1 protein-coding gene (only partly in view) is annotated in these 16,246 nt (G+C 52.9%); it reads left to right on the top strand.

What is annotated here, in order from left to right; genetic code table 11:
* A protein-coding gene (locus HW115_RS09660) for an LEPR-XLL domain-containing protein (protein WP_178932414.1) crosses the window boundary here: on the top strand, positions 1-16,246 show its final stretch. 40,487 nt of this gene lie to the left of the window's left edge; only the last 16,246 of its 56,733 coding nucleotides appear in the window; the start codon falls outside the window, past its left edge; its stop codon occupies positions 16,244-16,246.

The raw sequence follows: 16,246 nt of genomic DNA, 5'->3' as shown, positions 1-16,246 counted from the left end.
TGGAACCGTCCAGCTGGATGAGTCCACCTTCATTAACTACGCGGATGCCGAGTTGGCACCGATCGTGTTCTTCGATCCCCTCAGCAATGAGGTCAAAGTGCGGACCATCTCGCTGCGCTCGGATGGAGAAATCAATACCGACTACGTGCGCGACTATGGGGTGCCAGCCATACGCAATGGAGGATTTGTTTACATTGGACCTGACGGACTTGAAACATCGAGCGCGTTCACCGACGGGGAGAAAAATCCACAACTCTATGAAACCGCCTTTGACCTGATTGGCGCCGGTGCCGTGCCGCTGTTTGTTGATCCATTTGGTGTGAAGACCGCCATCGATCCTACCTTCCTGGTTCTTGGTAGTAATGGTGCCGACATCAACGTTTACCGTAGTGGCAATGCTGCCAACCAAGGAAGCTTTGCGAATATTCGACTGCAGTGGAGCTCCGATGGTTCCACCTGGAACAATGCCACCCAGGTTGGATTGAGCCGGATTCTCCCCAATAACTTCGAAACCACGGAAACTGCCACGGATGCGGATGGCTCCACCTATGAGCGTCAAGTGGCAGATGAAAATGATGTCGCGAATGAAAATATCCGGAGCTACTCGCTCGGCGCTGGCAACAATGCCAAATACATCCGGGTCATCGGCATCAATGGCAGTGACTTTGCCTTGGATGGCATCGGTGTCCATATTGGATCTGCCGGACCTGCTCACATTAAACGGGTCGATGCCTTTAAGCCATTGATCGATAACCGTTCGACGGTCATAACCGATGACCGCCCGGGGGCTTTCCGGGTTGCTGACAACCTCTTTAGCAATGTCGATGACAGCATGAGCATTGTTTATGCTGCCGCAGCCAAAGATCTGCCAGCCGTGTTAGAGGTCTCACGTTCTGAGATCATTACTTACACCCGCACGGTTGATATTCGAGTCACCGATCCTAATACCACGGGTGCCGACCGCCTGATCATTGACGGTTCCAATAATACCGAAAACCTGATCGGAGCGCTCGACCGCGTGCAGATTGATATTGAGCAAATTCAGGATGGCAAGATTAGCCTGCATGACGGAGTGGTCACTTTGGATCAGCGCTTCTATAGTGGTGGTGAAACAGTTTACCGTTTGATTGATCCTGCTCAGCAGGGCTTGGTGGGTGCTTCGGTCATTGAAGCGCTGAAAGATCCGTTGAATTACTTCCGCACGGAGAAAGTGACCTACGAAGGTGGGGAGGACGCATACAACCTCTTCAGCGGCGCCATTCTGGTTGATCCGTTTGGGGTCGATCTGGCACGTAAGCCAGGAGATGCCATCCTCCACTTCAAAGATAACCCGGTCTTGCACAATGCTGGTGAAATCCAACGCTACCTCGGCGGCGAAGTGGCACTCGATGAGGATGGTAACGTAGTCACTAATGGCGATGGGTCTGTCTTCAAACGTCTGCCGGGTCAGGCAATCATCGCCGACCGTGGCACATTGATTTACGCTCCGGACTTTATTGAGGCATCATTTAGCGGTGACGGTCAGCAGTTGGATCTTGCCAATGAGTTGTTACTGAACTTCAAGCCAAACCAAGGCGTGGACGGATGGTTCCTCGACTTTACCAATCTTCGCGGCATCCGCACTGACCTCTTTAAAGATCCTGCCGTGCTTGGCGGAGGAGATCGTTTGGTTTCGGTGGTCATCAGCAGTTCACGTGGAACCTTCCGCCTGGAGGAAGGGGCTGCCACCAATGGATACAGCTTTGACCCGCTGATTGGCCAGTTGGTGGTTAATGACGTTGACCCAGACATGATTGCCGATGACGGATCGGTTACGGTTCGCGCCAACCTTGCCTTGCTTGCCTTCCACCGCACCGGTGACGCCGTGACCTATTACGGAAACGAAGGCGTTCAGGATGGTGATCTTGTGGTTGATAAACAAGGTGGAACCTTTGTCATCCGTGAAACCGTTGAAGGTCAGGCGATGCGTTACAGCAGTAACCAAACCCTCGCCGACAGCCGTGAAGACCTGGTGTTCTGGAACGATAGCAAGGGAGAGCGCATCCTTCACAAGCGCAGCGAGCCGGTGTTCATTGAACAGAATGGTGAGTTTGTCGAAAAAACAATCACCGCAGCCGATCTGGCTGGAGGTCCCCTGGAGCAACGTTACCGCGGTGACGAGCCGCTGATTTACTTCGGTGGTGAGAAGACATATTATTCTTCGAAAGAGGCAATCACCGAAGAGCGCGATGCGATCCAGATTTCAGGTCTGGGAATCCCCGGCAATATTTTCCTCGTCAATGGTCTCTTCCCGGATGCTGCCAACCAGCCAGTGATTGATACGACCGATACCTTCCAGATTGATCTCGGAACTGGTGATGACAGCTTTACCTTCAATTTCTCACCTAACGCTGGCATTGAATTGAACACCGGCGCAGGGAACGATTCCGTTGCCGTCCGTGCCATCGATGGCAACCTGACCCTGAACCTCGGTTCAGGTGATGATTTGGTCGCCGTGGGTAGCAAAGCTGGATATTGGGAGACTGCCGATATTACCGGTCGTCAGCCGTTCAATGAGCCGGCAGTGGAGAATGCCGAGTTTATCAACGTGCTTGGTGACTTGAATGACATCAACGGTTCGATTTACGTCAATGGTGGCACAGGAACAGATCGTGTGAGCATTGATGATACCGAAGACACCGCGGGTAATAACGGAACGCTCAGCAGTGCTTCCCTCACTGGATTTGGTATCTCGAACAATGAAGGGATTTACTACGATCATGATGGCGGTGTTGAGCTGTTGGATATCGCCCTCGGTAAGGGAGATGACAGACTGGATGTGCTGAGCACCTCAGGCTCGGTTTACACCCGGATCGAAGGTCGCGATGGTGATGATGTCTTCAACATTGATAGCACGAGTGCCGCTACCAATATCTATGGTGATGCGGTGAGCGATCAGATTGAGGTGGGCTACCGTAGTTTTGCGGTTGCTCCCGGTAATGACCTTTTCCGAGTCGGTAGCACTTCCTCCACGACTCCTGCGACTTCCAGTTTGAGCACGATTCAAGGCCGTCTGCGCCTCTTCGGTGGCGGCACCAACCCACTCACGCAGAACAAGGACCTGACCGATGGTAACGTTGTGAAGTTCAACAATGGTCAGGGAGATCCTGGAACAGGAACCTTGAGCGTTGATGAGTTGCTCGGGTTTGGCATGGGTGCCGGTGTTGCTTACGCAGAAATGCAGTCGCTGCGCCTCAGCCTGACCGATGGCTCGGACAATCTCTACATCGAGGATACACATACCACGGAAACCATCATCGACGGTGGTGATGAATCTGGATCAGGTGATGTGATTAATATCGGTGGCATCAGCGGCCCTACCGCCATCAATGGCGAAGGAGGTAACGATCTCATCCAGGTCAATTACGATCGCTTGGGGCTGCAGACCTTTGCTTCAGGTGTCAGATCCGACTTGCTCTTGAAGGGTGGAGACGGTTCGGACACATACAACGTGGGTCTTGCAGGTGAAGGCAGTGCCACGATTGACATCAAAGACGGTGGGGGCAGCGGGACTGACCGAGTCAGTATCTTCGGTAATGATGATGATAACCTGTTCCACTTCCGTGCCAACCAGGTCTCAGACCTCGGGGTGGTGGCTTCTTACGAGGTCGATGAAAACCTTCTGCCTGTCGCAGGTGGATTCCTTGAAAGAGTGAACTACTTCGGCGATATCGAAAGTATCGAAGTGGATGGTCGCGGTGGTGACGATACCTTTGTCTTTGATGATACTCTTTCCGGGGTGGTTGTCCGTGGTGGTGAAGGCGACGATACCTTCCAGGTGGGTCAAATCTTCGCCTCTGCGCGTAACGAGTTAAACCCAACCAATGGGCTTGATCCAATGGATTACTTTGAGACCACCCAGACGACACGTGGATTCCTCAGTAACGGCGTCAGTCAGGCTGCCTACCTCTACGGTGGTAATGGCAATGACACCTACACCATCTATCGCAACAAGGCTGAGATCTTTGCGATCGGTGAGGCAGGTGATGATAGCTTCCTGGTGCGGTCGTTTGTCCGGGTCGATCCTAACGATCCCAAGGCTCCATTCACCAACATCAATGGTGGTGAGGGTGCCGACTTCATTTCCTTTGCCGTGAATGCTCCGGTCCGGATCGAGGGTGGTGACGGCTACGACACCCTGACGGTGGTCGGCACAGAATTTGGTGATGATTTCCTGATTAATGAATATGGCGTCTTTGGCGGTGGACTTTACATTACCTACGTCGGTATTGAAAAACTGGTGGTGGATGCCCTGGAAGGAAATGACCGATTCTTTATCGCCGGAACCAGCGAGGGGGTTGAGGTGGAAATCGTCGGAGGTCTTGGCTCGGATACCTTTAATGTCGGTGGCAACGATGGTAAGCCGATCACCGTGGTGTCCAACAGCCTCGACGGTAACTCTGGCTTGATTGATCACTCGATCTTCACCGATGCTGAAAACTTCTCGAATATCTTCCTGCAGGATCTCTCGGTCAAAGTTGCCGATAACGATGAAGCTGGAATTCTCATCATCCAGGACAAGGGACCGATTTCCTTGATCGAGGGTGTGGATGCCGGTGCACACAGTTATCTGTCATCGAGCTACACCGTGGTTCTGACACGTGCTCCAGAAGAAACTATCCGGGTGGCAGCCACTCCGATTTTAAGTGGTGAGAGTGAGCGCCGCGCTGGGGCTTTGGGGATTTCCCTTGGCAATGGTGGCCAGGGAACGACTTCGGCAACTTCTTATTCGGTCGATGGCACAACCCTCTTCTTTGACCGGACCAACTGGTTTATCCCGCAGCGAGTTCACATCAAGGCACCTGATGATTCCGTGGCAGAAGGGCGCCGCAATGTGCAAATCCAGCACAGTGTCACTCAGGGGGCGCTGCCAGGTGATGGGGGTGCTTACGATGATCTTGCCACCTTGACCGTGACGGCCAAGGTCTATGATGATGATGTGGCCGATGTGGTGATTGTGCCACTCGACAGCACCAATGCAGCTGACACCCGGACCTTGGTCTTTGAGGATGGCAATATTGCCAAGTCCACCGATTCCTTTGGCGTGCTGTTGACCCGTTTGCCATCGGGGTCTGTGACCGTTGATTTGGAGGATCTCACTGGGCAGGTGAAATTGAATCTCGCTACTCAGACGACATTGACCTTCACCGCTGCCAATAGCATGCAGGTCGTGACGATTACCGCCATCGATGACAGTGACAAGGAAAGCCGCCATTACGCCCAGATTGAAGCCACACTGACCAGCGATCGCACAGGCTTCGTCAATGTCGACCCTGCCGACATCGCGATGGACTTCCGCAATGACATCGTGGCTCGGGATGGATACGAGACCAACTGGTTGAGCTCGACCCGTTTGGAGGTTTCCGGTCCTAACTTCACACTCACCGGCACAGGTGCCTTGACTGTCACCAAGACCAGTGTCGATGGCACTTCCACTCAATTTGAGATCACTCTGAAAGATGACCTCGTTGCTGGTGATGAATACAGCCTGACGATCAATGGTGTGACTGCCACATACACCGTTGCAGAAGGCACGGATGGAGAACCTGATACCATGGCACAGGTCATCAATGGTCTCGTGCTGGCAATCAATGGAGGTGAAACCGCCACCGGCGATGTGGTGACAGAAATGTTACCAGGCTATACCGCAGTTGGATTGGGTGAGTCATTCCGTATCACGAGCGACGATAGTAGTCCGTTTACTCCAACGGTCAGCCGTAAGGACGATGCAGGCACCGTCGACAGTGACACTGCCAACCTCTATGCCTTTACCACCTACACCGTCGATTTCACCGGCAGCGGTGCGCAGGCTGCTGGCTCAAGCTATACGCTGTCGCTGGAATCTAACTCAGGCCGGGCTGACTTGGAGCTGACCTACGTGGTCGGTGCCAATGGTGAACCCGAGTTCTTGGATCGACTGGATGTTGAGATCGCTGATAACGATGTGCCTCAGGTGATTGTCAATCCTGGCACGGATGGGGTCGTCGTTTCCGAGCCAAGTTCTGAGTTCTTCCTCGGATCCGGATTTGTCGATATTACGGCAGACATTCCATTCTCCGAGCAATTTGAGAGACACAACGACAAAGCCTCTGCCCAGGAAGTGCCACTGGCATTCTTCGGCTTGGGAGCCACACCTGACGGCACAGCCTTACCACGGGTGAACATTCGGGGCTCCGGTGATGGACTGGCTGATTTCTACAAGATCTCTGTCCCAGCAAGTGCTTTGAACCAGGATGCCATGATCAAGCTGACCAAAGCAAACGGCAGCGCCTTCCCAACAGGTAAAGTGACCTTGCTCCAGGCTGACGGAGTGACGCCGATTGATATGGGCACTGATTTCACCTTCAAGTTCCTTCAGGCTGGTGATTATTACTTCCGTGTCACTTCAGGTGGTCAGGCATATGTCGAACAGGATGCCAACTACCAGCTCACCGTTTTCTTGCCAAATATTCCATCCAACGTTGCCTTTAAGGGAGACTTTGGTGTTTCGGAATTACCGGAAACCACGGATGCGCATAACGATATCCAAAGTGCCCAGAGCCTTGACTTGGGACGCTGGAATAAAAATGTCGATCATAACATTACCCGGTCGGATGTTCTGCCACATATCACAGTGACTGGTAGCGGCGATGGCAATGATGATTTCTATAGCTTCGAAGTCACTGCCGATATGCTGACCGAAGCAGGTGCCGGCGGTGTCACAGCCATCTTTGATCTCGATAACTCCTTCGACTTTGGTGATCAGGTGTTCTGGGCTGGTCGCCTCGTTCTCTTTGATGAAAGTGGCAATGTGATCCGTGCAGGTTACGGTGTTTCGGATCCTCGCCTCGGTGCTGGTCCAGTCGATGACTCCTGGTTCAATGATTACATCGAGACTCAACTCACCCAGGCAGGCACTTACTATCTCTCGGTTTCCGACGGTGTCCGTAACAATGGTTTGCCCGATGGCGTTACCTATGAGCTGAATGTTTCCATTGAAGCACATGAGGAAGATACCTTTATCTTTGTGCCTGAGCCATTAGTCGAAGATGAAACGGGTAACAACGGCTTTATCGTCGATCCTGCTACCGGACTGGCTTCGGAGATCAACCTTGGCAATGCCCAGCAGTTGAATGATCCGGATAACCTGACCCTGACCGATGACGGAAAATACTTCTTCACCTTCGATGACCTGGCTGTGGGTAATACCGAGTTTGGCGGCACCTTGAGTTCAACAACACCATACGCCCGTATCCTGGGAACCGGTGATGGTAGCTATGACGTCTATGCCTTTACGGTGAATGAAAATCTGCTGAATCCACCAGCTATCATCGGAACGATTGCGGATGGATCGACAGCCGCGACCGGGCAATTCTTCACCAGCATGAAGCTGGGTATTGCAGGCACCGCCGAGGATGGAGATGTCTGGACACTGGGGCTGCGTCACCGCACCTACACGGTCACTGTGGGCACTACTTTCGTGGAAGGATCCTCGACCAACCGTGTGGATACCATCGAAGAAATTGCCGATTCGTTCCTGGCCCAATTGCCGAGCCGCTATAATGCTTCGGTTAAGGATGTGATCGATGCCGATGGGGTCGGTAGCGATGAGGTCCATATCACGATTAATGATGCCAAAGGCTTCAACCTGGTGGGTGCCAATGGTGTGGGCAGTGGATTGGTACAGGATATCCAATCCTCTGGCACGGTGACTGCAACGACTTCCGTGAAGAGTGCAACGGGTGATGCTCTGATCCTCGGTGCTGATCTTGAGATCAGTGGTGACCGTGTCGTGGGTGAGTCACTGACGATTAACTTTGGTGCCACCAGTAAGACGATCACCGTCGGAAGCTTTGATACCAATAATGCTCTGGTTAATGATTTCGTGAGTGAGTTCGGTGCGTCCATTGCTTCCAATGTAGGCGGCAAGTTGCGTTTGACCTCAGCCACCGGTGTCGGACTCAGCTTCAGCAGCTCCGGTGAGGCAAGCGGTAAGATCATTACGGCTTCCCGCGTGATCGCCGATACAAGCGCACCTGAAAATCAACGTGCTGTGTTTAATTCACTGGAGATCACGATTGAAGGACCTGTGGCAAAAGGTCAGCAGTGGTCGTTGACCGTCAATGGTGATACCCAGATATACACAGTGGATGACTTTACCCTGGCTGGTGGTTCAGATAACCGAAATGATGTTGCGGAAGGTTTGAAGCGCAAATTCTCTGGATTGTCAGTGTCGCGCTCCGGTCGTGTTCTGACCTTTACCGGAGGTGTGACTTACGGTGGGTTTACCGTCACTCCAGCCGGCACGGCAACTACCGATGAGACACCAAACGTTTATTCTCAAATTGCTACGGTTTCCGACACGGTGGCCAATGAAACCTGGGTCGTCCGGGTGCTTGAGAGTGGCACCGAGGTGGGTCGTGCGGAAGCATCGACAGGATCTTCGAATAATGCAACGACACGTGCCAACACCACGGCAGCAGCCCTCGCCACAGCTCTGACCAGTGAGAACCTCAGCGATTATGCCTTTACCAGCAACGCTGACAAACTGATCGGCGTCAGCACCGATGGCACCACATTTACGATTGAGCTGACCAAGCAGCAGTCAGGTGTCACCGTGACGAGCGGACTGGGACGTGGATTCTCGCTCGATGATACGCCTGTTGCTGGTGAGGTTTGGAATATTCAGGTTCGAGGTGGAGGCAATACGCTCATTGCCACCGCAACGGTTCCGTCCTTCGCTGATACTGTGCCAACCACGAGCGAGAAGGAGGCTTTCTTTGATAGCCTCATCGCTGCCCAGGATAATTCTTCTGGTTTCTTGCTCGTTCGTGGTTCTGGTAACTCATTCTTAGCAATCAAGCGTGATGGCACGGACTTCCGGCTTAATCTGAAAATTGGTTCTGGAAATGCCGAGGAACTTACCCGCGGAGCAAATCAGGACGTTGAAATTGTGACTTACACAGGCTCAGTTCCGACAGAAGGGTGGAATCTAGAAATTGATACTGCCGACGATGGTGACTTTACCACCGTGGTCAGTGGCAGTGATACAAGTCTTGAAGACCGCTTCGCGTCTCTTGCCGGAGGATCGCTATCCAACTTCACCTTCGAGTCTACCGCCACCGAGCTTGTCATCATCCGTGATGATAATACAGACTTTGATGTGCGGATCACCCGTGACCGCGCCTCGACGGAGACCGCTAATGTGACAGGAACGAATGCCGTCATCACTCTGGATGCGGATAGTGTCAAAGCGCACACGCTATGGACTTCCGCCCTTGGCTCTGACAGCAGGGTCCATACTCCGACCGATGATGATAGTGAGTCTGAGCTCGCTGAGGATGTCGCCGACGATATCAATGCCTTTGCCGGTGTCTTCGCTGTGGCAGATGGAAAAGATGTGATTATCGTTAAGGAAGCGGCTGCCACTGCGACTCCAACCGTCACCGTCAGCTTTGCTACACCGCTGCCGACCTTTGCTTCCCAGTCCGGAACCGTGGATCTTGATTATGTGCAGACGGTAACACTTGAACCTGCTGTGGCTGGTGACACAAACGTTTCCAATGGTGACCGCTGGACCATTGATTTGGAAACCGGCACGGATTTGGTGTATAACGCAATAGCTGCGACCAATTTGGCTAGCGTAGCCGCCGCCTTGAAGGCTGATCTAACTGGTGTGGACTCATCCTCTTCGGCAGGTGCTGTCATTACCTTCAATAAGTCGGGTAATGGCGTCTTGAAGATTGCCGGGGTTGAACAATTGAATCGGATTGTGGAAACCAATGGAGCCGGAGCAAAAGCATCGGTTGATGATAACCGCGCTTTCTACACTACCACCGATGTCACCTTGGCAGGTAGCTGGGCAATCGGCACCGTCTGGACGGCTACCATAGACGGCGTGAATTACACTTACACCGTTAAGCAAGAGAACGACGGTGAAGGAAATCCTCGTCCTGATAGTCTGGCGACGGTCGCCTTCAAGCTAGCTCAAGCGATCAATGCCGGGCTTCCTGATGCAGATGGTGGAACCGAGCCATTACTGAAGGCAACCGCTTCCGGTTCCTCGATTGTGATCACCAAGAGAGGCACAAGCGGAGCTACTCCGGATGAGCCATTCCGGTTTGATATTTCCCGTAGCACTGGAACCCTCGAGGTGCTGGTGGATCTGGATCAAACCAAGGCGGTAACCGGAAGTCATTATTTCATAACCTACCGCGATGTGGTGGTTAGCTCGATCTTTGGGGTGCCGATTTATCAGACGACGCCTGTTCTCGATAGCATTAATTTTGTTGCCCGTCCTACCGTCAGCCTCTACCGGGTGGATGGCACAACACCGACGCTGGTGGATGTATCGGTGGTCCGTGACGGTTCCGATAGCGGAAGTTCGGATATTTACGACACCTTCAATGAATACCTCCTCGATCAGACGGGTAATTACGCCATCGTGATTGGCTCGCAAATCACCTACAACAACTACTCGAATGTTTACGGGGTTGTTCGCCCTGCCCAATTCCAGAATGGAACCCAGGGAGTGGTGCATGGTCAGAGTTACTCGGCGGTGGTTGCCATTCCGGGTCAGGCAACCAACAAGGATGCGATCACCTTGACGGATACCCGACTCGATATCGTCGACGGTGCCGGTAATGGACAGTCGGGAACCATCGTCGCCTACGATCCTAAAGAGCGTCTCTATATTGTGGCACCGCTGGACGGAACGAATTGGACGGCAGCTCCGGATAACACCTCCTTCTTCCATATCTCTGAGACGGTTGCTCCAGCAAACTACGAAAACAATATCATCCGTGATGAATACACGATCGTGCTGAGTGGTGCTCCCGTGCCACAGGATGGTGTCACCAACCCAACGGTGACCATCGATATCCTACCGGAAAGAACCCGTACCTATAATTCGGATGAGGCCTTTAACCCTGTTGTTTTCTACGGTGAGCAGCAAGAGAAGCAGGTCCGTGTCGCTACCAAACAAGCCATTGTCCGTAGTGTGGAAACCATTGCAAGCGACTGGACGATCACACTCACCAAGGTTGGCGGCTCCGATGAAAAAGTGACGGCCGATAACCTGGCAGATCTGGCGACGGGAATCAGAGCCTTTGGCTATACCGCGACTGTTACGGGCGGTGAAATCCTGATCACGAATTCTGTGGCATTCTTCACCGGGCTCGATACCGGCTCCGGAGTGACCACCTATGCCGGTGAAAAAGCCGAAGTGGAATTCTCAGGCGTGATCGAATCCGGTCAGACATGGAGCATGCAGCTCGATGGCACCGAGAGAATCGAAACCAGTCCCGGTGCATTTACCACCACTGTCACCACGAAGACACTCGAGTTCAAGATTGTGAGTCGTATCGATAATCATTCGGATCTTGGCAGATGGATTGAGTCGGGTGACACCTTGACCTACACCGTGTTGCTTAATTCCGGTCCACGGGTCAGTGGTATTGCCGAAGCATTCCGTCAGCTGATTGACACCGACCCACTGTTCACCGATTACCAGATCGATCGTTACGGTCGGATCCTCCGGATGGAAAATAGCAATGGCTTGAATCTCAATGTCACCGTCGGAAGTGGTGGCGATATTACCATCATGCCTAACCGCGCCGAGGCAGTGCAACAGGTTGTCTTTGGAACGGCAGATTGGAATATTGAGCAGACGGTGATTGTCGAGGCTCTGGATGATCAATTCATCGATGGTGGTGATGCTCTGGTCTTCGCTCCGCTGGAAGAGCGGATTAACTCGGTGCGCGGACCGGTAACCATCAATGGCGGCTTTGGTCAGACCGATGAACGTTTCCTCAATAACCCGGTGATGTATCCAGGTGAAACCAATGAGCCGCTGGCTGATGGTCTCATCGAATCGATTGGTAGTGCTGTGGTGCCTGAGTTGGTTTCGACCACCGATAGCGGAACCCGCGCTTACATCGAAGATATTTTTGCCAGCCACCGCAGTGCCAGTACCGGTCTTCGCCCTGGCTTTGATCCACGGATGAATGACTACCCCTACACGGTGGAGTTCTTGAATGGACGTGCCGAAGGTGCTGTTTACCATGTGTTGCCTGAGTTTGGTGTCAGCCAGGATATCTTCTCGATTGGTAATAAGAATGGTCTGACCGCCAGCTTGAGCGCCGGACTTCTGGGCACGTATTTCGATGCCCGAGTGACCACCACAAGTGTCAATACCGGCATCACTTGGGAGATGCTCAATTACACCTTCAGCGGATCGGCTGACACAGATGAAACCTGGAGCTTGAACCTGGACGGAGTGGCATCACCCTACACCGTCACGATGGATCACACGGCTGAAAATCCAGAACTGAATACGATGGGTCGTATGGTCTTCAATTTGCGTGACCAGATTAACCAAGACGGCATTTATCAGGCCGAGGTCCGTGTCGGTCTTCTTGGTGAATTGAATCTCATCCTGACCAGAGAAAATGGTGCCGCCTTTACGGCCAGCTTGAGCCGTTCCGGCGGGGTGCCAACATCGACAAATATCAATGAGTCAGTGATCGAAAGTGGCACAATCGATGCCAACACCACATTACCTGCGAATACTGAATTTACGACGCTTGCTTACTTTGCCAAACTGGATGCCGACTTCTCCGCTCTGGCCAACAGCACGATTACTCTGAACCTGACCTACCGTGATCAACCAGCGCTGCCCGGTGCCGTAGGTGCCCTCCAAACTCCACCCGCCATCACCATCACCTTGGATGGCAACCCAACGGTCGAGGAAATCCTGAATGCCTTGTCAGAAGGAGTCAGCACTGCCGGACTGGATGATACCCTCCGTCCATCGATCTCCGGTCGCCGTGTGACCTTTGATAGCGACTGGCTGACTGACCAGAAAACCGGCCAATACTTGAAACCGTTCACGGGGAACGATTATTATTATGCTCCGTTTAACGCCAACTTCGCCGTCGATGAAATCGATCAGGTGGATGTGCTTAATATCTTTAACGGGGACAGTCCGTCCGATGACGTCGGGGTGCTGACCGGGGATCGCTTGACCGGTCTGGGGCTCGGAGGTGATGCCGTCATTGGAGGCCGTGAAATCGAAGGTGGCATCAAGTATGTTTCACTGGAGGAACTCAATATCGAGCTGGGCTCCGGTAATGATGCTTTATCGATCCGTGACACCCACACTGGAAAAACCGTCATCAACAGCGGAGCGGGGGATGACCGCATCGCCGTTGCCAATACTTCGGGGAACCTCCACATTGAAGGTGATGCCGGTGATGATACCCTTCATATCGCTACTGCGGATACCGATGGTTCCGTTACCAGTGAACAAGGTCGCCTGGAAACCATTATGGGCCACCTGGTCTTTGACGGCGGTGCGGGCACCGACCGCATGACGGTGGATGATAGCAGTGATTCGAGTGCCGAGTATGGAACACTCACTGAAAATGCCTTCACCGGCTTTGGCTTTAATTCAGTTTCTGAAGTGCAGACGCTCACCGTGATTGGTCAGTCCGGCTTCTACCGTGTCAGCCGCGGGGATGTGAATGTGCCATGGTATTACATCCGTCCGGGTGTCGCTCGTCCGGGAGCTCTGGGAGTGGTGCTTGATGTTCGCTTCACCGCTGAAGAAGTTCAATCGCATCTCGAGTTGATCTACGGCTTTGGCAATGTCTCCGTGAACCTCATCTCCGAGGAAGCCGGAGCCAAGACCTATGGTATTGCCTTCATCGGTCAATTGGCAGGTGCTGATGTCGCCCCTATACGCTGGGCTGATCCAGGACCAATCAATTTGGTCGCGAATGGAGGATTGGACGCCGTGGATGTCGGTGGTATCACCATTCCAAACCAATATTCTAACCGTGCTGAAGTGATGGTTGGCACCCGCACGATGGCGGTCGAAGATCCTTCCGGCGGAAATACCCAGCAGTTCCTCGAAATCGTCCATGCCGACCGTGGCACCTTCACCATCACGCTGTTGGGTCAAACCACCGCGCCACTGCCATACGATATTACCCTCGATCAATTGATTGATGCCTTCGAGCCGATCCTGAATCCAAATAACTCCGATCCATCCAAGCCATACACCAATAATTTTGATATCGAGCAAATCGGTGACCGTTTCCTGATCACCTTCAAAGGGGAACACAGGGATCTGACGATCGACGGCGTCGATGTGGATGTCACGAACCTCAATGGAGGGGATGTCGAACTCACCACGCGCGAGACGGGACTCAGCTACTTCAACCTGGAACAACTTGACCTGAATTTCGGTGAAGGCGCTGACCTGTTGAATATCCAGGGAACCTCAGCCACCACCAACGTCCATATGGGTGGCGGCGATGATGAAGTGTATGTCTCATCCCTGAGTGATATCGATTTCACCCAGCGTGAATCAACATTTATCGGCAACCTCGATCGCATCCACGGAACACTCAACATTGACGGTGGCACCGGAGATCAGCGATTGGTCATTTCTGATGCGGCTGCCACCGATGGAGATACCGTATCGATCATTAACCGTCTTCCATCACGTGGAATGCCAGGTCAGGACCTGAGTGAGCTTGATCTTGGTGCCGAACTCTTTGTGATTGGTGTTGCTCCCGCTCCGATATCGATCCAGTCCGATCGTGTCGCAGGCACCTTCAAACACGGCTTCCGCGTTGAAACCGGTTCCGGGGATGATACCGTCACCATCAACAGCTCCATTTACCGCCTGCGCATCCAGAACGCCGCTGAACTGGAACTGGATACCGGCCTCGGTAACGATAATGTCTTTGCGACGATGTACGAAAGTGGCAATTCGCCTCTGATTATCCGCACCGATGGTGAGTTCAATTACCGGATGTTACTACGCAGTGGCCTTAGTATTGCCAGTTTGACCAACCCGGCCGATAAGGTCTCCGTCTTCCTGGACGGTGTCGAGCTGACGTCCGACCAGTTCCGTGCGGTCATTGGACAGAATGCGATTGATATGAAAATCAATGGCGAAATCAGCTCAACCAGTACTGTGGAAGTGAAGCTTTCACGCGTGACACGCGGTCGCCTTTCCGAGGTGCCCGGACAGCGAGAATACGTGGTGCAATACGAGCTGCATGAAAATGAAACAGTGAAAGTCTATTCGGCAGGGCAGGAATTGGTAGTGGGACGTGATTACTTTATGACGCAACTGCGTCCCGAGCAGTTCATCCTTGTCTTCGGCGGTCGCTTTAACTTCTTTGAGAATGGCGATATCGTCTGGGAAGCCACCCGCTTGCTGAGTGAATCTCAAAATATCCGCTCACTGGTGCAGCGCGATGATGACTTTGTGAATGCCTCCGGTTCGTCGATGCCGCTGAGCATCTACACCGGTAGCGGAGCTGATGTGGTGATCGGTGGTCAGGGTGATGACCTGATTCATTCCGGACGTGGCGATGACATCGTCTTCGGTCGCTCTGGGTCAGATACGATCGTCACCGTAGAAGAGAACCAGCTGGTCCTGGATCACGATATCGTCTTTGGTGATGATGGATACATTTCCTATGAAACTGCCAATGGCCTGAGCGTGATTGATAGCCGCTTCTCCAGCCAGCAACGTTTGCCAGTGGCTGATCGTAGAATAGCCGAGATTCTATCCGTCTATGGTGGTCCGAGTGGGGATGACTCTATCCGCAGTGGTGACGGTGATGATATCCTCATCGGTGGTCTGGGTGCCGATACTATGAGTTCGGGTGATGGCGATGATATCCTGTTGGGTGACAGCGGACGTGTGTCATACAACACCGGACGGATCGAGTGGGTAGAGTCAGTGGATTCAGTGCCGGTAAGCGGAGCCAATGATCGTATCACATCGGGTAATGGTGACAAATTGATCATCGGTGGTCTTGGCGATGACCAGATCACGGTGAGCGGTCAGCATCCGGAAGACTTCAGCACCATCGCAGGTGATCTTGCCCGCGTCGATTACAGCTATGACCCCGGAACTGGTATCCATTCAAGAACAGGGATGACCCCCGTGTTCCCAGGGTTTGGCGGGGATGACCGGATCGAGCTCACTGGCGGCAATCACTGGGTGATTGGCGGCGTTGGAACCAACGAAATAACAACACCTCCTAACTCCCATGTTTTCTCCACGCTTGGTCGTTTCCATCTTGATGCCAACGGAATCTTGGAAAGATACCATTGGACCTTGCTCAATGCTCCTGAGGAGCTTCAGGGAGGCACTTTGATTCATGTTGATGGCTACCTTGTTGAAGAAAATCAACAGAGTTAA

Origin of the sequence: Oceaniferula marina (assembly GCF_013391475.1) — a bacterium.
In the GTDB taxonomy this organism is placed as follows: domain Bacteria; phylum Verrucomicrobiota; class Verrucomicrobiia; order Verrucomicrobiales; family Akkermansiaceae; genus Oceaniferula; species Oceaniferula marina.
This window is presented reverse-complemented; position numbering and strand designations above follow the sequence as displayed.